The 20757-nt window shown below is 68.2% G+C and carries 18 protein-coding genes; 2 read left to right on the top strand and 16 right to left on the bottom strand.

The features are described from left to right. Positions 1–93: 93 nt before the first annotated feature. The 15 genes from RS83_RS14775 to RS83_RS14705 form a co-directional block, all read right to left on the bottom strand. Complete coding sequence (locus RS83_RS14775) at positions 94–1674, bottom strand: Rieske 2Fe-2S domain-containing protein (protein ID WP_045280256.1); 1581 nt, start codon at positions 1672–1674, stop codon at positions 94–96. Positions 1675–1784: 110 nt separating this feature from the next. After that, positions 1785–5078, bottom strand: coding sequence for a DEAD/DEAH box helicase (locus RS83_RS14770; protein WP_052679139.1), 3294 nt, complete (start codon positions 5076–5078; stop codon positions 1785–1787). A 55-nt stretch (positions 5079–5133) separates the two neighbouring features. After that, the gene (gene nusB, locus RS83_RS14765; protein ID WP_045280255.1) at positions 5134–5544 is read right to left on the bottom strand and encodes a transcription antitermination factor NusB; all 411 of its coding nucleotides are present in this window, start codon (positions 5542–5544) and stop codon (positions 5134–5136) included. 3 nt (positions 5545–5547) lie between these two features. Beyond that, entirely contained in the window at positions 5548–6108 is a 561-nt protein-coding gene (efp, locus tag RS83_RS14760; RefSeq protein WP_045280254.1) for an elongation factor P, read from the bottom strand. Between the two features lie 75 nt (positions 6109–6183). Further along, positions 6184–6621 (bottom strand): type II 3-dehydroquinate dehydratase, encoded by a 438-nt coding sequence (gene aroQ, locus RS83_RS14755; RefSeq protein ID WP_045280253.1) that lies wholly within the window; start codon positions 6619–6621, stop codon positions 6184–6186. Further along, positions 6618–7706 carry a 3-dehydroquinate synthase gene (gene aroB / locus RS83_RS14750; protein WP_045280252.1) on the bottom strand — a complete coding sequence of 363 codons (1089 nt, stop codon included), beginning with the start codon at positions 7704–7706 and terminating at the stop codon, positions 6618–6620. Before aroB ends, aroQ begins: the two co-directional genes overlap by 4 nt. After that, on the bottom strand, positions 7703–8224 hold the full coding sequence (locus RS83_RS14745; protein WP_045280251.1) for a shikimate kinase: 522 nt from the start codon (positions 8222–8224) through the stop codon (positions 7703–7705). Before RS83_RS14745 ends, aroB begins: the two co-directional genes overlap by 4 nt. Next, complete coding sequence (aroC, locus tag RS83_RS14740) at positions 8208–9437, bottom strand: chorismate synthase (protein WP_045280250.1); 1230 nt, start codon at positions 9435–9437, stop codon at positions 8208–8210. The genes RS83_RS14745 and aroC overlap by 17 nt, the downstream gene beginning before the upstream one ends. A gap of 64 nt (positions 9438–9501) precedes the next feature. Continuing rightward, the gene (locus RS83_RS14735) at positions 9502–10314 is read right to left on the bottom strand and encodes a shikimate dehydrogenase (RefSeq protein WP_082071684.1); all 813 of its coding nucleotides are present in this window, start codon (positions 10312–10314) and stop codon (positions 9502–9504) included. Between the two features lie 4 nt (positions 10315–10318). Further along, positions 10319–11809 carry an endolytic transglycosylase MltG gene (mltG, locus tag RS83_RS14730; RefSeq protein WP_045280248.1) on the bottom strand — a complete coding sequence of 497 codons (1491 nt, stop codon included), beginning with the start codon at positions 11807–11809 and terminating at the stop codon, positions 10319–10321. A 2-nt stretch (positions 11810–11811) separates the two neighbouring features. Then, complete coding sequence (ruvX, locus tag RS83_RS14725) at positions 11812–12285, bottom strand: Holliday junction resolvase RuvX (RefSeq protein WP_045280247.1); 474 nt, start codon at positions 12283–12285, stop codon at positions 11812–11814. After that, positions 12282–14942: an alanine--tRNA ligase gene (alaS, locus tag RS83_RS14720; RefSeq protein ID WP_045280246.1), complete on the bottom strand. Its 2661-nt coding sequence runs from the start codon at positions 14940–14942 to the stop codon at positions 12282–12284. The genes ruvX and alaS overlap by 4 nt, the downstream gene beginning before the upstream one ends. Before the next feature lie 52 nt (positions 14943–14994). Then, positions 14995–15183 carry a hypothetical protein gene (locus RS83_RS14715; protein ID WP_045280245.1) on the bottom strand — a complete coding sequence of 63 codons (189 nt, stop codon included), beginning with the start codon at positions 15181–15183 and terminating at the stop codon, positions 14995–14997. 116 nt (positions 15184–15299) lie between these two features. After that, a complete protein-coding gene (gene rpsD, locus RS83_RS14710) occupies positions 15300–15929 on the bottom strand; it encodes a 30S ribosomal protein S4 (protein ID WP_045280244.1) in 630 nt (209 codons plus the stop codon). A gap of 167 nt (positions 15930–16096) precedes the next feature. Continuing rightward, a complete protein-coding gene (locus tag RS83_RS14705) occupies positions 16097–17488 on the bottom strand; it encodes a replication-associated recombination protein A (protein WP_082071683.1) in 1392 nt (463 codons plus the stop codon). Positions 17489–17577: 89 nt separating this feature from the next. Here RS83_RS14705 and RS83_RS14700 point away from each other — a divergent pair, with 89 nt between their 5' ends. Beyond that, complete coding sequence (locus RS83_RS14700) at positions 17578–17862, top strand: hypothetical protein (protein ID WP_045280243.1); 285 nt, start codon at positions 17578–17580, stop codon at positions 17860–17862. A 19-nt stretch (positions 17863–17881) separates the two neighbouring features. On the opposite strand, the gene RS83_RS14695 is transcribed toward RS83_RS14700, so the two are convergent. After that, the gene (locus tag RS83_RS14695) at positions 17882–19120 is read right to left on the bottom strand and encodes an NAD(P)/FAD-dependent oxidoreductase (RefSeq protein ID WP_052679138.1); all 1239 of its coding nucleotides are present in this window, start codon (positions 19118–19120) and stop codon (positions 17882–17884) included. A gap of 228 nt (positions 19121–19348) precedes the next feature. Here RS83_RS14695 and RS83_RS14690 point away from each other — a divergent pair, with 228 nt between their 5' ends. Continuing rightward, on the top strand, positions 19349–20713 hold the full coding sequence (locus tag RS83_RS14690; protein WP_045280242.1) for a DUF349 domain-containing protein: 1365 nt from the start codon (positions 19349–19351) through the stop codon (positions 20711–20713). The last annotated feature ends 44 nt before the right edge of the window (positions 20714–20757 follow it).

The following is a 20757-nucleotide window of genomic DNA, read 5'->3' as shown; positions in this document are numbered from 1 at the left end:
ACGGTGTTAAAGGTTGCTTGCTCCGTCAGTCTATCGGAGACCCCGAACGCCGACGACGCCTGCGACGCACACGCGCCGCATCGGCGGTGCCGGTCAGCTCGCCGGGCGCAGCGCCGCTTCCGTGACGCCGTCGTCGATCTTCGAGGACCGGATCGGATGCCCACTGGTCGACAGGCAGCGACCGGTCTTCAGATCCCACTTCCAGTCGTGCATGCTGCAGGTCAGCACGCCGTCCTCATCGACCTTGCCGGTCTTCGTGAGGTCGGCCCGCAGGTGCGGGCAGCGACGCTGCACGAGCCAGTCGCCGATCTCGGCGTCCTCGGTCTGGTCGGTCTGCTCCTGGTACCAGTTCTCGACGTACTCGATGCGGTCGACCGAGAGGCACTTGAGGAACGTCGTCAGGAACTCGTTGAACTTGCCGCTCCGGCCGACCGAGAACTGCATCGACAGGAATATCGAGTTCGACCAGTCGATCTCGTGGTCGCGGATGTTCGTCGAGACGAGGTCGGCGGGGATCGTGTACCAGTACACGCAGTCCTCCCCCGCGTACTCGCGCACCTTGGCCCTCGGGAAGTCGACGACCATGTCGAGGTCGCCGATGTGGAACCGCACGCACCCGCCGACACCGAGGCGGATCGTGCGCGACTTCTTCAGCAGTGGCTCCCACCACTCCTTGATCGCCGCGAGGATCTCCGCCGGCGGCAGGGGCTCTGCGCGCGAAGCCTCTTCGTCGCGGATCTCCTGCTGCCGGCTCGCGCGCTGCGACTCGAGGTAGTCCCACTTCTCATCGAAGATGTGGGTGAGCTCCGCCTCGGAGTACAGCGTCTGCTCGCTCGTCACCTGGCCGCCGTCGACCGTCACGACCGTGCCAGGCACGAAGAGCCGACCGTCGTACTTGGGCGCGAGCTCCCGCATGTGCGCGAGGAACTGCTTCTGATCCGTGAAGATCGACTCGCCGTTCTTGCCGAGGCCGTTGAAGTCGAACAATTCGTCGCGCAGGAACATCGGCGGGCCGGCCATCGGGAAGACGTGCGGAGCGTCGACCTTCTCGATGTAGTACATGGCGCGCTTGTTCTGCGCCTCACGCTTCAGGCGAGCGAAGTTCTGCTTGGCGTCGAGCGGGAGGTCGTAGACCATCGGCCACCAGATCGCGCCCGAGACCTGTGTGAAGTACGCGTCCGGCGTGCCGAAGTCGAGCAGCTTCTCGAGGTCGAGGGGGTGCGAGTCGTTCTGGTTCAGCATCGAACCGGTGCCGTCGTCGACGCTCAGCGAGCTGTCACCGATCGGTCCGTCGCTCGGCGCGCGCAGCGGGGTGATCATGAGCTTCAGCTCGCCGCGCTGGATGATCTCGCCGGCGGGTGCGTAGGTGATGTTCGTGTAGCCGAGTGCACGGATGTCGCGCTCGAGATCATCGATCGGATACTCGGGCAGCAGCACCTCGATGTCCTTGCGGATGTAGCGCTCGAGCAGCTTGGGGTCGAAGTGGTCTCGGTGCCGGTGCGAGATGTAGAGGAAGTCCGCCTCGCGGCCGAACCGCTCCCAGTCGAGGGCGCGGTTGTCGGGGAATGGGAACCACGAGCCGAAGAAGGACGGTCCGAGCACGGGGTCGCAGATGATGTTTCCGCCGACCGTCTCGATGAACATCCCGGCGTGGCCGAGTCCCGTGATCCGCATTGCGCTCCTCCTGGTGCATCCTCGGCGCCTGTTCGACGCTCGCTGTGGACGGCCTCGATTCTACCGAAGGCTCTCTGTGCGCCCGGTCGGACGGGCCGGAAGTAACCCGCTCAATCCTCGAACAGCCCGCGGATGTCGTCGGCGGTGAGCGACTGCGCGAACAGGGCCTCATCGTCCATGACGGCGGTGAACAGACGCGCCTTGCGCTGCTGGAGCTCCCGCACCTTCTCCTCGATGGTGCCGGCCGAGATCATCCGATAGACGAAGACCTGACTGGTCTGGCCGATCCGGTGGGTGCGGTCGATCGCCTGTGCCTCGGCAGCAGGGTTCCACCACGGATCGAGCAGGAACACGTAGTCGGCCTCGGTCAGCGTGAGACCGAAGCCACCGGCCTTCAGGCTGATCAGGAACACCGGCTGCTCCCCCGCCTTGAACCCCTCCACCACCTCGTGCCGCCGTCTGGTCGAACCATCGAGGTGCGCGTACGGGATGCCGGCCGCTTCGAGCCTCGCGGCGGCGAGATCCAGGAACGACGTGAACTGGCTGAACACCAGGGCACGGTGTCCCTCCGCCTGCAACTCAGCCACCCGCTCGAGCAGGGTGTCGAGCTTGCTGGATCCGATGTCGGCGTCGTTCTCGTCGACCAGTTCGGGTGCGAGGCTCAGCATTCGCAGCAGGGTCAGAGAACGGAAGACGATGAACCGGTTGCGGTCGAGATCGTCGATCAGCCCCAGCACCTTCTGGCGCTCGCGCTGCAGCACGACGTCGTACAACGCCCGATGCGATGCGCTCAGTTCGACCTCGAGCACCTGTTCCTGCTTCGGCGGCAGATCCGGAGCGACGAGCTCCTTCGTGCGGCGCAGCATGAGCGGACGGATGCGCCGGCGCAACTGTGCGAGCCGACGCTGACGGTACTCGCCGCCCTCCTCGTTCTCGGGGACCTTGCCCTTCTCGATCGGCTGGATGTAGCGATCACGGAACTTCCGTGCCGATGGGAACAGACCGGGGGCTGCGAGCTTCAGCAGCGACCACAGATCGGACAGGCTGTTCTCCATCGGCGTGCCGGTCACGGCATAGGTCACATCGGCGTCGAACGTCGAGATCGCGCGATGCAGCTTCGTCTTCGGGTTCTTGACGAACTGTGCCTCGTCGAGGATGAGGCCGGCCCATTCGACCGCGCCGAACTCCTTCTCATCGAGCCGCGCCACGGTGTAGGAGCTCACGATGATGTCGACGCCCGCGGCGGCATCCGTCACCGTTCCTCGACGCGTGCCACTGGTGCTCTCGACCAGAGCGACCCGGAGCTCGGGTGTGAAGCGCGCGGCCTCGGTCTTCCAGGTGCTGAGCACCGATGTCGGGGCGAGCACGAGGAACGGGCGCCGCTCCCCCATGTCCCGCGTGTGCTGCACGAAGGTCAGCAGCTGCAGCGTCTTGCCGAGCCCCATGTCGTCCGCCAGGATGCCGCCCAGCCGATGCCGCCAGAGGAAGGCGAGCCAGTCGTATCCGGACTTCTGGTACGGCCGGAGCTCCGCGCGCAGTGACGCAGGCACCGGCGTCGTCGGGACGCCGGTGGACTGCCGCAGCCCCTCGGCTGTCGAGCGCCAGCTGACGGCCGGGAGCGCCTCGTCGGCGAGATCCTCGAACTCCTCCCAGAGATCCGTCTGGTAGCGGCTGATCCGTGGTCCGGTCTCCCATTCGTCGAGTTCGCCGGCCTCGTCGATGAGCTCACGGAGCCGGTCGAGCGCCGGGTGGTTCAACGTGAAGTAGCCGCCGTCCGAGAGGAGCAGCTTCTTCTTCCCCTTGCTGAGCGCGGTGAACAGCGGTCCGAACGGGATGCTGCGCCCGTCGATCGTCACGAGGATGCCGAGATCGAACCAGTCCGAGTCGGTCGTCTCCACCGTCGAGACGGTGACCTCGGGAACGCCGGTGAGCTCGCGGTACTCCTTGCGCGCGCCCGTCGTGACGATCGTGACGCCCGCGGCTTCGAAGGCGGGCACGGTCTGCGCGACGAACGCCGCGGCGTCGATGTCGTGGAACGAGCCGGACGGCCTGAACCGGGTGGCCATGTGCTCCTGCCAGACCGTCTCGAGCTCTGCGCGTCGCGCCGCTTCGGCGTCGGTGTCGCGGACAGCGGCCGGACCGGGCGCGTACGACACGGTCCCGAAGCCGCGATACGACCACGTGAACGAGTAGCTCACGACGTCACCCCGCTCGAAGACCACGGTCAGGACCGGTTCGGGTGCCGGGATCTCGGGCAGCGCGACATCGCCCATCGTCTGCACCACGGTGCGGCGCGCGAGCAAAGGATAGGCCTCCGTGACGAAGGCCTCCTCGTCCTCAGCCGGCACGGCGATCGGCCGTTGCGCCTCCAGGAGCGCGCGCACCTGCTGGCTGAGCGGCACCTCGGCGAGCGTGATCTGCATCCGGCTGCCGTGCAGCACGGCCGAATACACGCCCGAGCGCCCGATGGGGTGCACGTCGCCGGCTGCGACCGCGCTCCCGTCGATCGTCGCTGCTGCGGCAACCGTCAACGCCCCCGCTTCATCGCGTGCGATCGTCGCGGAGATCTCGGCGGTGTCTGCGAGGTGCACGGTGGAGTGCTTCTGACTGGCGACCAGTGGGATGCCGAGCGCAGCGCCCGCACGCAGGTGTCCCCACAGCAGGCCCGACTCGATCTGATCGACGACCAGCCAGTCGCCAGCGTTGCCCGACAGCAGCGAGTCGCGCGAGATGCTGAGCAGGTCGCTGAACCAGCGGTTCTGCGCGCGTCCGAACTGCGCCGCATCCCGTCGCACGATGTCCCAGGTCGCGTGGCCTTGGATCCATGCGCCGGTCTGGTGGCTGCGCATCAGCGGACGGATCGCCAGAAGCAGCTCTCCGGTCGACCTGGCGAGGTCTCGCGGGGTCGCCGGACGCACCGCTCGGGGCGCCCAGTGGTTATCACCTCGTGGCTCTCGATGCCGCAGCTCGACTCCGAGCGCGAGCGCCTGCGTCTGCACGGTGCTCGTCGGATCGACGAGCGCGCGCCAGGAGGTGGCGGGCGGCGGCGGGACGGCGGCAGCGGGCGATTCAACGGGCGCGGTCGTCCGCGCGCCGTTCTGCTGCGAGTACTCGTGCACATTCGAGGCGAGGAGCGCAGCGACGACGTGCTTGCACCGGGAACGAACCGGGCACGAGCACCGCGTCGACCTGGCGTGGCTCTTGCCGTTCGACGACACGAACCCGACTTCGACGACGTAGGTCGCGTCGCGGCTGCCCTTCACATGGGCTTCGAGTTCCTGCCGGTCCTCGTCCCAGACGAGATCGAGCACGTTCCCCTCGCGGAAGTACGCCAGACCGCGCGCGTAGCCACCGGCATCCGTGATCTGCATGAGATCACGGAGGTCGACGTGAGGTGCGGGCATGCCAGCATCCTTCCCGCGGCATCCGACATGGGGACAGCGACTCGTGCGAGACGGATCAGGCGGCGCGGTCGACCCTGGCGAGGACGCCGTGCACGAAGGCGCCGGAGTCGTCGGTCGAGAATTCCTTCGCGAGCTCGACCGCCTCGTCGATCGCGACGGCGGTCGGCACCTCGGCGTTGTAGAGCAGCTCCCAGACGCCGATGCGGAGCAGCGCGCGGTCGACGGCCGGCATGCGCTCGAGCTTCCAGTCGCGGCTGTGCGTCGTGATCTGCTCGTCGATCTCATCGCGGTGGTCCACGATGCCATCGACGATCTCGCGTGCGTACAGCCAGGAGGCCTCGCGGGCCGGCTCGTTCGCCGCACGCTTCGCCTCGGCGGCAAGCGTCACCGAGAGCTCGTCTCCGCGCACGTCAGCGGAGAACAGGATGTCGAGAGCGCGCTTGCGCGCCTTCGTCCGAGCGCCCACGCCTTACTTCTCGCGACCGAGGTACTCACCCGTGCGGGTGTCGACCTTGATCTTCGTGCCGGTCTCGACGAACAGCGGAACCTGCATCTCGTAGCCGGTCTCGACGGTCGCGGGCTTCGTGCCGGCCGACGAGCGGTCGCCCTGCAGGCCGGGCTCGGTGTACGTCACCTCGAGGATGACGGATGCCGGAAGGTCGATGTAGAGCGGGTTGCCGTTGTTCAGCGCGATCGTGACCTGCTGGTTCTCGAGCAGGAAGTTCTTCGCGTCGCCGACCGTGGCACCGCCGACGGTGATCTGGTCGTAGTCGGAGGTGTCCATGAACACGAAGCCGTCGCCGTCGGCGTAGAGGTACGTGAAGTCGCGGCGATCGACGTTCTCGATCTCGATCTTGGCGCCCGCGTTGTACGTGCGGTCGACGACCTTGCCCGAGAGGACGTTCTTCAGCTTGGTCCGCACGAACGCGCCACCCTTGCCGGGCTTGACGTGCTGGAACTCGATGACGTTCCAAAGCTGTCCGTCGATGCTGAGAACGACGCCGTTCTTGATGTCTGCGGTAGATGCCATGCGCTGCGGGGTCCGTTTCGTGTGTGATTGTCTCGGCCACGCTGAGACGCGCTCAGTGAGGGCCGACAGTCGATTCTACGGGATCAGCGCGAGAAGCTGCCGCACCGCGCTCGCGTAGCCGCCCACGCCCTCGCCGATCACGCGCACCGCGGCGACGTCGTGCAGGTACGAGTGGTGGCGGAATTCCTCGCGTGCATAGACATCGGAGATGTGGACCTCGGCGAACGGCAGGGCCACTCCGGTGAGCGCATCGCGCAGTGCCACCGAGGTGTGCGTGAGCCCACCCGGGTTGATGACGATGCCGATGCAGTCCTCGCGGGCGGCGTGGATCGCGTCGATCAGCACGCCCTCGTGATTGCTCTGCAGCGCCCGCACCTCGACGCCCGCTTCTGCTGCCGTCGCGGCGGTGAGCTCCTCGACGTCGGCGAGCGTTGCGGTGCCGTAGACATCCGGCTCCCTGGTGCCGAGCAGGTTCAGGTTCGGTCCGTTGACGAGCAGGATTCGACGGGTCATCCCGCGACCTCCTGGTAGGCGGCGAACAGCAGCGACTCGTCCGGTGCCTGCAGCACGGTCGGCTTGGCGATGTCGTCGAGCAGGATGAAGCGGAGCATGCCGCCACGGCTCTTCTTGTCGCGCTGCATCGTGGCCAGCAGCGCCGGCCACGCCCCGGCGCGATACGAGGTCGGCAGACCGAGCGACTCGAGGACCGTGCGATGCCGGACGGCCGCAGCGTCAGGGAGCCGGCCAGCCAGGCGCGAGAGTTCGGCCGCGAACAGCATGCCGATCGAGATCGCGGCACCATGTCGCCACTTGTAGCGCTCCGAGTGCTCGATCGCGTGTCCGAGCGTGTGCCCGTAGTTGAGGATCTCGCGCTGACCGGCCTCACGGAAGTCTTCGGAGACGACCTTGGCCTTCATGTCGATCGCGAGCTCGACCGTGCGACGGAACTCCTCGGTGGTGGTGTCGATCGCTCGCGCCGGGTCCGCCTCGATGATGTCGAGGATCTCGGGCGCCCAGATGAAGCCGGCCTTGACCACCTCGGCGTACCCCGCCGTCGCCTCGTTCGGGCTCAGGCTCGCCAGTTCATCGAGGTCGCCGATCACGGCGCGCGGCGCCCAGAAGGCGCCGACGAGGTTCTTGCCCTCGGCGGTGTTCACGCCGGTCTTGCCACCGACGGAGGCATCGACGAGTCCCAGCACGGTGGTCGGCACCTGCACGACCTCGATGCCGCGCAGCCACGTCGCGGCGACGAACCCGGCGAGGTCGGTGACCGCGCCGCCGCCGTACCCGATGACCGCATCGGTGCGGGTGAAGTCGGCCTGGCCGAGCACCTGCCAGCAGAACGCCGCGACCTCGATCCGCTTGCCCTGCTCGGCATCGGGGATCTCGGCGAGCAGCACCTCGCGAGGACCGTTCTCGGTGTCGGCGAGCAGTCGGTCGCGGAGTTCCCCGGCGCGCGCAGCCAGGGTCGGCGGGTGCACCACCAGGATCTTCCGCACCGTGGGCGAGAGCGCCGTGGAGACGCGGTCCAGGATGCTGCGCCCGATCGTGATGTCGTACGCGTCGTTGCCGGTCACGCTGATGGTGGTCGTGCTCATCGGTGTTCTCTTCTCCATGTCACGATGTCCTCGGCGATGCGCTGCATCGGCAGCCGAGAGGTGTCGAAGGTGGTGGATGCGACCTCGTCGTACCAGTCACGTCGTTCGGCGAAGATCGCCTTCCAGCGCTCGACGGGGTCCACCTCACCGGCGAGCAACGGGCGCCCACCACCGCGGATACGACCGGCGACCGACTCCGGTGACACCGTGAGGAAGACCACGGGGTGCGCGCGCAGCAGTTCTCGGGTGCCGGCGTCCGTCACCGCCCCGCCGCCGAGCGAGATCACGCCGCCCTCCTCGAGAGCAGCAGCGACGGCGGCTCGTTCGAGCGCACGGAAGTGCTCCTCGCCATGCGCCGCGAATATCTCCGGGATCGGGCCGTGCTCGGCGACGATCCGCTTGTCGGTGTCGATGAACGCGACGCGGAGACGCCGGGCCACACGGCGTCCGACGCTGGTCTTGCCCGCGGCCATGGGGCCGACGAGCACCAGCGTGAGCGGCTCAGCCTCGCTCGTCATGCGCGATGAGCGCCGCCTCGGACGCGGGGGTCGTGCGCAGCTCCTCCGGGATCCCCTCGAGGTATCCCTCGAGGTTCCGCCGGGTCTCGCGGATGCTGTCGCCACCGAACTTCTCGAGCACCGCGTTCGCGAGCTCGACCGCGACCATGGCCTCGGCGACGACGCCCGCCGCCGGCACTGCGCAGACGTCGGAGCGCTGGTGGTGCGCCGTGGCGTCCTCGCCGGTGGCGATGTCGATGGTCCGCAGCGAGTGCGGGACCGTCGCAATCGGCTTCATGCCCGCACGGACGCGCAGCACGGTGCCGGTGGACATGCCACCCTCGGTCCCGCCGGCACGGTCCGACCCGCGCGTGATGCCGTCGCTGGTCGCGAAGAGCTCGTCGTGCGCTGCGGAGCCGCGACGACGCGTGGTCTCGAAGCCGTCGCCGACCTCGACGCCCTTGATCGCCTGGATGCTCATGAGTGCCTGTGCGAGACGCGCGTCGAGGCGGCGGTCCCAGTGCACGTGGGAGCCGAGCCCCGGCGGCAGACCGTACGCCAGCACCTCGACGATGCCGCCGAGCGTGTCGCCGTCCTTCTTCGCGTCATCGACCTCTGCGACCATGCGTGCGGACGTCTCGGCGTCGAAGCAGCGGAGCGGATCGGCGTCGAGGGCGTCCACGTCATCCGGGGTCGGCAACGGCGAGCCGTCCGGCACGCGTACCGGGCCGATCGACAGCGTGTGGCTGACCAGTCGGATGCCGAGCTCGCCGAGGAACGAGCGCGCGATGGCGCCGAGCGCCACGCGGGCAGCCGTCTCGCGCGCGCTGGCGCGCTCGAGGATCGGACGGGCCTCGTCGAAGTCGTACTTCTGCATGCCGACCAGGTCGGCATGCCCGGGGCGCGGCCTCGTCAACGGAGCGCTGCGACCACGCGACTTGTCGGTGAGCGCGATCGGCTCGGGGTTCATGACCTCGATCCACTTCGGCCACTCGGTGTTCCCGATGCGCAGTGCGACGGGGCTGCCGAGGCTCTTGCCGTGACGGACGCCGCCGGAGATGGTGAGTTCGTCCTGCTCGAACTTCATGCGCGAACCGCGGCCATAGCCGAGCTTGCGACGGGCGAGGTCGGCCTGGATGGCCTCGGACGACACCGGGACGCCGGAGGGCAGACCCTCCATCACGGCGATGAGTTCTGGGCCGTGCGATTCGCCGGCTGTGAGCACGCGGAGCATTGCTCCAGTCTCCCATGCGTTTGACCATGCGCTGCGCCGCATGTCGGCACGCGGCGCCGGCAGGTCAGAGCGCGGCGCGCATGGCGGCGAGGATGCGTGCCTCGTCGGGGAGCTCGACCACCGGGTCGCCATGACGGAAGACACGGATCTGACGCACCGCCTGGTGCAGCAGCATCCCGAGCCCCGAGATCACCGGCCGATCACCCCACACCGATGCCAGGGCAGACGGCCACGGCGCGTACGCGGCGTCGAAGAGCACTCCCCCGTCGCTCGCGAGACGCTCCGCCAGGTCGCCGTCGAGCTCGGTGCCACTCGGCAGCGTCGCGATCGTGAGGTCCACCGGCGTGGTCGGCGCGCTCAGCGCGTCGCACGTGACGGCGACCTGCAGATGCCCTCCCAGCTCGACCAGGCCTGCGGCTCGTTGCGGACGCCGCGCGCGGACGTCCACCTCGCGCGCGCCGATCTCAGCGACAGCCACGACTGCGGATGCCGCTGTCGCGCCGGCTCCGAGGATCCGCACCGATCGCACGTCGGTGACGTCGGCCTCGGCCAGGGCGTCGACGATGCCGCCAACGTCGGTGTTGAACCCGGCGATCTCAGGACCGAGCAGCAGGGTGTTCACCGCACCGGTCAGCGCGGCGTGCCGGTCACGCGCGGCCGCGGCGCGGAAGGCCTCCTCCTTCAGCGGCATGGTCAGCGAGAGGCCGCGCCAGGAAGAGTCGAGCGAATCGAGCACGCCGGCGAATTCCGCTGCCGACACCTGCCGCCGCTCATACTCCCAGTCCAGACCGAGCACGTCGTACGCAGCTGCATGCAGGGCCGGCGACTTGGAGTGTGCGATCGGGTCGCCCCAGACCGCAAGACGGGACGCGTTCACCGCGTCAGCATCCGGCGTCCGGATTCTCCCGGCACCAGGACTGCCACTTCTTGATGCCCTGCTGGTGCTCCTCGTAGGTCTCGGAGAACTGCGTCTCGCCCGTCGACAGGTTGACCGTGACGAAGTAGATCCACGGGCCCTCTGCGGGGCTCATCGCAGCCTTGATCGCAGCGTCACTCGGACTCGCGATCGGGGTGACCGGGAGTCCCGCGTTCACATACGTGTTCCACGGGTTGGGATCCTCGAGCGCCTCGGCCGAGCTCGACACCACTCCCTCGTGCAGCGAGCCGTAGCCATACTGCGCGGTCGAGTCCATCTGCAGCTTCATGCCGATGTCGAGACGGTTCTGGATGACCCTGGCGACCTTGGAGAAATCGTCGGTGCGGCCCTCGCGCTGGACGATCGACGCGATCGTCAGGATGCGCTCGGCATCGGCATCGGGCACCCCTGCACCCGCGAGCGCCTCGCGAGTGCGGTCCACCATGCGCTGGATCACCTGCGTCGCCGTGACACCGGGGTCGAAGGTGTAGACCGCGGGGAACAGCCAGCCCTCGAGGTTCTGCGCGGCGACCCCGTACACCGACGGATCAGCGACCGCGGCCTCGAAGTCGGCGAGCGGAAGTCCGAGCGTCTCGGCCATGCCGGGCAGGGACGACACGATCGTGCCGCCCTCGGCGACCGAAACGGTGTTGTCCATCTTGTTCTTCTCGTCCTGCAGCGCTGCCAGTGCGGCCTCGGCCGTCATCTTCTCCTGGAGCTTGTACACGCCGGGGTAGAACGTCACCCCGGGCGCCTCCTTGACGAGATAGTCGTAGAAGACGTCCTCGGTCTTCGTGACGCCCGCTTCGAAGAGCGCGACCGAGACGGGCCCACCGGTGTCACCGGTCTTGATCGTGACGAGCGCTTCACCGGTCGCCATCCCTGGGTCCCAGTCCTTCGGCTCGCCCCAGCCGAGCGTTTCGCTGATCCGCTCGCCGTAGGTGTTCCACACCCAGGCGCCGCCGGCGGCGATGCCGCCGAAGATCGCGAGCACGATGACCAGCGCCACGAGGCAGCCGGTCCTGCGCTTCCGCTTCGGCTTGCGCGATGCGGCGCGTTCGTCCTCATGCGGCGCGAACAGATCGTCGAGACCGCCGCCGAGCACCGGCTGCGGATCGGCGACTGCCGGCGCGACCGTCGGAACAGCCCTCGTCGGAGTACCTCCGTCATCCGCGGCGTCGCGTACCGGCGTCGCAGAAGGCGCTCCGTCGTCCGCCGCATCGGCCGAGGCTCGCACGGGAGCGACCTGCGGCTCGGACTGCGGGTCAGGCGTTCCATCGGCAGGCGTCGGCGCGCGACCGGTGGCCGCCTCGCGTGCCGCACGGCGTGAGCCGGGCGTCGGGGCGCTGTTGTCCACCGTCGGGCTCTGCTGCGTCGGGTCTGGAAGGTTCTCGAACAGGTCGCCCAGACGGGCGTCCGGATCGTGCTGGGGGGAAGCACTCTCACGTTCGGACATGTTCAGGCGGACTCCTCGTCGTGGGGAATGGTCGCACCGGCCGGGTTCCCGGTGCTCTTCTCCATGTCGATCGCCTGCTGCAGAAGGACGACAGCGGCGATCTGATCCACAATGCTACGAGAGTTCTTCTGTGATCTCCCGGAAGAGCGCAGTGCCGCGTGTGCGGTCACCGTGCTCAGACGCTCGTCGACGAGCCGAACAGGGACGCCGGTGCGGCCCTGCAACGCCGCAGCGAACTCGCGCGCGTCGACCGTCGATGCGGTGTCGGTGCCCTGCAGATTCACGGGCAGCCCGACCACGAACTCGAGCGGTTCGTACTCGGCGACGAGTTCGACCAGACGGTCGATCGACGTCTCGGAGCGTGGCACGGTCTCGACAGGCACGGCCAGCATCCCGTCGGGGTCGCAACGCGCGACCCCGACCCTGGCACGGCCGACATCGATCCCGAGCCGCACGCCGCGGCGGAACCCGCTCACGCTGTGTGCAGCTCCTGTGCGATGGCGTCGAGCGCCGCGGGCAGTGCCGCAGCATCCGCACCGCCGCCCTGCGCGACGTCATCGCGACCGCCACCGCCACCGCCGAGCACCCCGGCAGCGCGCTTCGCGAGCGCACCGGCCTTCGCACCGGCAGCACGAGCCGTCTCGTTCGTCGCGACGACCACGACAGGGCGGCCGTTCACGACAGCGCCGAGCGCGACGATCGCAGCGTGCGATCCGAGTCGCTCTCGCACTCCGAGCGCGAGCTCGCGCACGTCATCGGCCGAAGCGGCCTCGCCGAGCGACTCCGCTGCGAGGTGGAAGGCTCCGACGGTGACGGCGGCATCCGCGATCGCCGGCACCTGTCCTGCGCGCTCCTTGGCCTCGAACTGCGCGATGTGCTTCTCTGCGGCCTTGAGGCTCGCCGCGAGATCGGCGATGCGCTCCGGGAGCTGCTCCTTCGGCGTCTTGAGGGAGCTGGTGAGCTGCGAGACGAGCGCACGCTCTGCCGCGAGCTCCCGGAAGGCGTCCACGCCGACGAGCGCCTCGATGCGACGGTTCGATGCACCGACCGACGACTCGCCGACGACACTGACGAGGCCGATCTCGGCGCTCGAGTTGACGTGCGTCCCGGCACAGAGCTCGCGGGACCAGGGACCGCCGATGTCGACCATGCGCACGACCGAGCCGTACTTCTCGCCGAACAGTGCCATCGCTCCCGCGGCCTTGGCCTCGTCGAGGGACATCACGCGAGTGGTGACCTCGAGTGCGTCCTGGACGGCGCGGTTCGTGATCTCCTCGATCTCGGAGCGGGTGTCGCCGGAGAGCGCCTGCGACCAGTTGAAGTCGAAGCGCATGTAGCCGGCGCGGTTCAGCGACCCGGCCTGCGTCGCCGTCGGGCCGAGCGTGTCGCGGAGCGCCGCGTGCACGAGGTGCGTCGCGGAGTGCGCCTGCCGGGCGGCGCGGCGGTTGGCTGCATCGACCACCGTGGTGGCGGCATCGTCGACCGCGACGCTGCCGCGCGTGACCTCGACGGTGTGGCTGATGAGGCCGGGCACCGGACGCTGCACGTCGAGCACCTCGAGTTCGAAGCCCGGTCCGACGATCGTTCCCTTGTCGGCGACCTGGCCACCGGACTCGGCGTAGAGGGTGGTCTCGGCGAGCACGACCTCGGCGATCTGTCCCTCGGCCGCGCTGCGGACGGGCAGGCCGTCGACGAGGATGCCGAGGATGCGCGACTCGACCTCGAGTGCCGTGTAGCCGTCGAAGCCGGTCTCGCCGAGCGCGCGCAGATCGCGGTAGATCGACACATCGGCGAGCTGGCGCTTGCGACCGAGGGCATCGGCCTTGGCGCGCGAGCGCTGCTCCTGCATGAGCGAGTCGAACGCAGTGCGGTCGACGGAGAGCCCGGCCTCTTCGGCGACCTCGAGCGTGAGGTCGATCGGGAAGCCGTAGGTGTCGTGCAGCAGGAAGGCCTCAGGGCCGCTCAGCGTTGCGCCGCCGCCCTTCTTCGTCTCGTCGAGTGCGAGGTCGAGGATCGTGGAGCCGGCTGCCAGCGTGCGGCGGAACGTCTCCTCCTCCGCGAAAGCGGAAGCGGACAGTACCGACCAGTCCTTCTCGAGCTCCGGGTAGGACGACTTCATCGCGTCGCGAGACGCGGCGAACAGTTCGGGGAAGACCGGCTCATCGACACCGAGGAGGCGCATGGAGCGCACCGCACGGCGCATCAGACGGCGCAGGATGTATCCGCGTCCCTCGTTCGACGGGCGGACGCCGTCGGAGAGCAGCATGAGGGAGGATCGCACGTGATCCGCGATCACACGGAACCGCACGTCGTCCTGATGGTCGGCGCCGTAGCGACGGCCGGAGAGTTCGACCGCGCGATCGAGGACCGGACGCACCTGGTCGGTCTCATACATGTTCTCGACGCCCTGCTTGAGAAACGCGACGCGCTCGAGGCCCATGCCGGTGTCGATGTTCTTCATCGGCAGCTCGCCCACGATGTCGAACTCGGTCTTGCCGCGGATGTTCTCGATGAAGTCCTGCATGAACACGAGATTCCAGATCTCGAGGAAGCGGGAGTCGTCGGCTGCGGGGCCGCCGTCCTTGCCGTACGCGGGACCACGATCGAAGAAGATCTCCGAGTCGGGGCCGCCGGGGCCGGGCTGACCCGTGTTCCAGTAGTTGTCGGCACGACCGAGTCGCTGGATGCGCTCCGGCTTCAGACCGATGATGTCGCGCCAGATCGATTCGGCCTCGTCGTCGGTCTCGTAGACCGTGACCCACAGATCCTTCTCGTCGAAGCCGAGGCCACCATCGGACTCGGACGAGGTGAGCAGCTCCCATGCGTAGCGGATCGCGCCCTCTTTGAAGTAGTCGCCGAACGACCAGTTGCCGAGCATCTGGAAGAACGTGCCGTGGCGGGCGGTCCGACCGACCTCTTCGATGTCATTGGTGCGAATGCACTTCTGCAGATCCGCGATGCGCGGATGGGGAGCAGGAACGACCCCGGTCAGATACGGGATCATCGGCACCATGCCCGCGACTGTGAACAGCAGCGTCGGGTCCTCGCTGACCAGCGAGGAGGAGGGAACGATGACGTGGTCGTTCTTCTCGAAGAAGTCGAGATACCGCTGCGCGATGTCCGCAGTTTTCATAGAGGTCCGGGTGTCCTTGCGTGAAGTTGCCGCACCGGGGCGCGGCGATGGTTCAGTTGTTGCCCGGCTCCGTGAGCCGTGCCTCCTGCTCGCGGTAGGCGTCGCCGATGATCGCGGTGAACCCGTTGATCCGGGCGTCGACCTCGGCGAGGATGTCGTGGCCACGCGGGTCCTTGTTCATGAAATGAGCAGCGATGAAGCCGCCGATCACACCGATCAGGAACCACTGCATGTTCTTCATGACGTCATCCTTGCCCTTGATCCGCGAAGGCGCGGTGTCTCCATCGTATGCGGAAACGACAGAAGGCGTCGGGAACCCCCGACGCCTTCTGCGTGATTGCGCGTGATGCGCGAGACTCAGCGAGCCGCGTAGTACTCGACGACGAGCTGCACTTCACAGGTCACGGGGACCTCGGCGCGCTTCGGACGACGGAGCAGACGAGCCTGGAGCTTGTCGAGCTCGACCTCGAGGTAGCCGGGAACGGGAGGCAGGACCTCGGCGTGACCGCCGGCTGCTGCGACCTGGAAGGGCTCGGTGCCCTCGCTCTTGGCCTTGACGTGGATGAGCTGACCCGGCTTCACGCGGAACGACGGGCGGTCGACGAGCTGGCCGTCGACGAGGATGTGGCGGTGCACGACGAGCTGGCGAGCCTGAGCCGTGGTGCGGGCGAAGCCCGAACGCACGACGAGTGCGTCGAGACGCATCTCGAGGAGCTCGACCAGGTTCTCACCGGTCAGGCCGTCCTGACGACGAGCCTCGTTGAACGTGTTGCGCATCTGCTTCTCACGGATGCCGTACTGCTCGCGGAGACGCTGCTTCTCACGAAGACGGACGGCGTAGTCGCTGTCTGCCTTGCGCTTGGTGCGGCCGTGCTCACCCGGAGCGTAGGGACGCTTCTCGAGGTAGCGGGCGGCCTTCGGGGTGAGCGGGATGCCGAGGGCACGGCTGAGCCGGACCTTGCGGCGGTCCTGGGACTTCGTGGTCACGAAGTTGTCCTTCCGATGACGTGGTCGCGTCTTTCACGACTCACGGACGTATCGTCCGCGTTCTGCCTTGGAGCGCACGCCGGGGCGCCAGCAAGGTGGGGTATGAACGAGGAGATGCCCGAAAACTCGGTTTCGAGCCGGTCAATTCTAACAGATCGGGCCGCGCGTCATCGATCGCCGAGTATCCGGCGGATCTTCTCGAGCCGAGCCGAGATATCGCGCTCTGCGCCGAGCGTCTTCGGCACGTAGTACTGACGCCCGTCGAGCTCGTCAGGCAGATACTGCTGCGGCACGATCCCGAACTCCGCATCATGCGGATACACGTAGCCGCGGCCGTGGCCGAGTCGCTTCGCCCCGGGATAGTGCGCGTCGCGAAGGTGCAGCGGCACGCGGCCGAACCCGCCCTTGCGGATGTCGGCGATCGCGGCGTCGATCCCCGTGTAGGCGGCATTCGACTTGGCGGTGGTGGCCAGGTACACGGTCGCCTCGGCGAGCGGGATGCGTCCTTCCGGCATGCCGATGAACGCGACGGCGTCGGCAGCGGCGACGGCGATCACGAGTCCCTGCGGGTCGGCGAGGCCGACGTCTTCGGAGGCGGAGATCACGAGACGCCGGGCGATGAACCGGGGGTCCTCCCCCGCCTCGATCATGCGCGCGAGGTAGTGCAGCGCGGCATCGGGATCGGAACCTCTGATCGACTTGATGAACGCGCTGATCACGTCGTAGTGCTCGTCACCCTGACGGTCGTACCGCAGCAGCGCGCGATCGACGGCCTGGGCGATGTCATCGGCGGAGACCTCAGGGACATCCGCGGGCTTCTTCGAGCCGCCCTTCTTCTCCCCCTTCTTGTCGCCCTTCGCCTCGCCCGTGCCTTCGGTCGCATGCGAGAGCGCGACGGCCGCACCAGCTTCGAGACCGGTCAGCGCGCGTCGCGCATCTCCCGAGGCGAGTCTGATGAGCGAGGACCGCGCCTCGTCGCCCAGCGAGACCATGCCGTTGAGCCCACGAGCATCGCTCACCGCTCGGTCGACGAGCAGACCGATGTCGTCATCCGTCAGCGCCTGCAGCGTGAGCAGCAGCGACCGGGACAGCAACGGCGAGATCACCGAGAACGACGGGTTCTCCGTGGTCGCAGCGATCAGGATCACCCAGCCGTTCTCGACACCGGGCAGCAGGGCGTCCTGCTGCGCCTTCGTGAACCGGTGGATCTCGTCGAGGAACAGGATCGTCGTCTGACCGTAGAGATCGCGCTGCGTGATGGCCTCCTGCATGACTTCGCGCACGTCCTTCACGCCGGCCGTGATCGCGGAGAGCTCGACGAAACGGCGTCCGGACGAGCGGGCGATCGCCTGCGCGAGCGTGGTCTTCCCCGTGCCGGGAGGGCCCCACAGGATGATCGAGACCGCTCCTGGTGAGGTGGCGTCAGGGTCGGCGAGGGCGACGATCGGCGATCCGGCGCGCAGCAGGTGCCGCTGCCCTGCCACCTCGTCGAGTGACACCGGGCGCATGCGCACGGCGAGGGGCGTCTGCCCGGAGAGCAGAGCGGCAGGGGACGTCATGACTCCAGGCTAATGCGGGGTCACGACGTTCACGACGGTAGGCTCTCAGGCGACGTCGAGCGGCGACGCAGTGAGGGGAACCAGGGCAGATGGCGGCACGCGGGTCCAAGAACGCACAGCAGCGCGCACAGGCGGAACGTGCTCGCATCCATGCGGCCCGCGTCAGCTGGCACGACGGACAGATCCGTCGCCGCGTGCGTGACAACGTGGTGGGCATCGTGGTCGGCGTCGTGATCGTCGCTGCCGCGATCGCGAGTCAGGTCGTGCACGCCCAGGTGACCGCACCCGAGCCGACGCCGACCCCCACGGTCGCGCCGACCGAGACCCCGGCCCCCTCAGAGGCGCCCGTCCCGGGCGAGACGCCCGCCGGATAGCCCGCGCGACGCGGCCGCCTCAGCCGCGCGCCGGCAGCACGTACGACGAGGGGTCTCCCACGAGTCTCGCTCCCACCAGCGGCCGCAGCGATCCATAGGCGGACGCATCGCCCACCAGGATCCCGCCCAACAGGGTGTGCGCATCCTCCGCGAGGACCAGCTTCTTGTAGACCCCGGCGATCGGGTCCGCATACAGCACATCGACCGCATCCGGCGTGCTCGCGAGCGCGTCGCCGAAGCTGACCACCTCGACACCGGCGAGTGTGACCGCAGCTGACTCGTCGTACCCCGAGAACGCGACATCCTCACCCAGCAGGCGCCCGACAGCGACGTCGGCCATCTCGTACGCCGCTGCCACCAGCCCGACGCAGCGTCCGTCGTAGCTGGCGACCTCGCCGATCGCGAGCACTGCGGGATCGGAGGTACGGCATCCGTCGTCGATCACGATGCCGCCGAGCGGATGCACGTCGATCCCTGCGTTGCGGGCGAGCTCGTCTCGGGCGAGCATCCCGACAGTGAAGATCACGACGTCGACTCGCTGGAACGAGCCGTCCTGGTACTCGATCGCCGTGACCGCGCCGGATTCGTCCGGGTCGATCCTGGTCGCTCGAGTGCCGGTGCGCACCGCGATCCCGCGCGCCTGCAGGTGCCGCTTCACGATGCTGCCCGCAGTGCCGTCGAGCTGCGTGGCCATGAGTCGATCCGCGTACTGGATGACCGTCGCATCGACCCCCATCGTCTGCAGGGCGCCTGCCGCTTCGAGTCCGAGCACCCCGCCGCCGATCACGACACCACGGAGGTCACGCCCGAGCTCGGCGCTGCGCGCCTGGACGAACTCGCGGAGCTCTTCGACGTCATCGAGCGTGCGATATGCGAAGCATCCCGGCAGCGCGGCGCCGTCGACCGCGATCCGGGCCGCGTAGGCGCCGGTGGCCAGCACGAGGGTGTCGTAGCGATGGGTCTGCCGTGATCGGGTCAGCACCGTCTGCGCTCGACGGTCGATGCGCAGCACTCGGTCGTCGACGATCAGCTCGATCCGGTCGTCTTCGAAGAGCGAGGAATCGAAAGTCAGGTCCTCCTCCGCCGCGCCGAGGAACAGATCGCTCAACCTGGTGCGGTCGTACGGCTGTCGTCCTTCGTCGCCGATCATGGTGATGCGCACCGGCTCGGACGCTCGCGTCAGCAGCTGCTCGGCGAACCGTCGCGCCGCCATCCCCGCACCGACGATCAGGATCTCGGTGGTGGTGGGACTGTTCATCGATGGCGCTCCTGTCGGCGGCGATCATGCCGTACTCGCGACGCTAGGCCTCCCGTGTTTCTCGCATGTGACGCGATGTGTTTCACGCAGCGAACGATCACATCACGGATGGGTAACGAGTGTCGGGTGCCGGATGCGAGGACGCATCCGGCACCGCAGCCGTGCGCGTACTAGGCTGAACCCCGTCCCTTCCCCCTCCCGCGGGATGACCGCGCAAGGAGAGCACTCTTGTCTGCCACCGAACCTACGAAGCCGACTCCCCCCGTCCCGGGTCCGCCCGTGCCGGGTCCGCCGCGTCTTCCGGCACCCCCGCGCGTTGCCGCGCCGGCTGTCGCCCCCTCAGCACCCACCGCAGCTCCCTCGAGCGACGGCACCGAATGGGGCCGCGTCAGTGAAGACGGCACGGTCGAGGTTCGCGAGGGCGATGCCTGGCGCGTGGTCGGTCAGTACCCCGACGGAACACCCGACGAGGCGCTCGCCTACTTCGTGCGCAAGTACGACGACATCGCCTTCAAGGTGCACGCGCTCGAGCAGCGCCACCAGGCCGGCGGGGCAGCAGCCAGCGACCTGGTCAAGCAGGCCGGTCACGTGCTCGCAGAGGCGACGGATGCAGCCGCGGTCGGCGATCTGGCGGGTCTCCGTGACCGCCTGAACGCCCTGACCTCGTCGCTGTCGGAGGCGACCGCCCAGGAGGCGGCGCAGGCCAAGGAGCTCATCGACCAGGCCATCGCCGAGCGCACCGTGCTCGTCGAACGTGCCGAGGCGATCGCCGCTCGCGACCTCAGCAAGGTGCAGTGGAAGCAGGTCACCGCCGAGCTGGGCGAGCTGTTCGACGCATGGCAGGCACAGCAGCAGACCGGTCCCCGCCTGTCGAAGGGCATCTCGCAGCAGTTGTGGAAGCGATTCCGCGACGCACGCGCCGTGGTCGACAAGCAGCGCCGGGCGTTCTACTCCGAGCTCGACGACGTGCACAAGGCCGCTCGCGACGCCAAGTCGCGACTGGTCGAGCGCGCAGAGGCGCTTGCCCCTCGTGGCATCGACGGCATCCCCGCATACCGCACCCTCCTCGACGAGTGGAAGGCTGCCGGCCGTGCCGGACGCAAGGCGGATGACGCACTGTGGGCACGATTCAAGGCCGCCGGCGACGCGCTCTACGCGGCACGCGCCGAGCAGTCAGCCGCGGAAGAGGCCGAGTCCGGACCCAAGATCGAAGCACGACAGGCGCTCCTCGAAGAGGCGAAGGCCGTCGCGGATGAGCCGAACATCAAGCGCGCACGCGCGTTGCTCACCGGCATTCAGCGTCAGTGGGACGAGATCGGCCGCGTCTTCCCTCGCGAGAAGGAGCGCGCGCTCGACGACCGTCTCCGCGTGATCGAGCAGGCCCTGAAGGCTCGCGAAGAGGTCGACTGGAAGAAGAACAACCCGGAGACCAAGGCCCGCGCGAACGACATGAGCTCGCAGCTTCTCGAGGCCATCGAGAAGCTCGAGTCCGAGCTCGCGGCGGCTGAGAAGGCCGGGAACAAGAAGGCAGCCAAGGAAGCAGCGGATGCTCTCGAGGCTCGCCGTACGTGGTTGAACGCCCTCGGCGGCTGATCACTTCTCCACAGTCGGGTCGAATCGATCCTGAGCGCGGGGTG

The organism is Microbacterium oxydans (genome assembly GCF_000956525.1).
Taxonomy (GTDB): domain Bacteria; phylum Actinomycetota; class Actinomycetes; order Actinomycetales; family Microbacteriaceae; genus Microbacterium; species Microbacterium oxydans_A.
The sequence above is the reverse complement of the archived record's forward strand: the minus strand, read 5'-3'. Positions and strand labels throughout refer to the sequence as shown.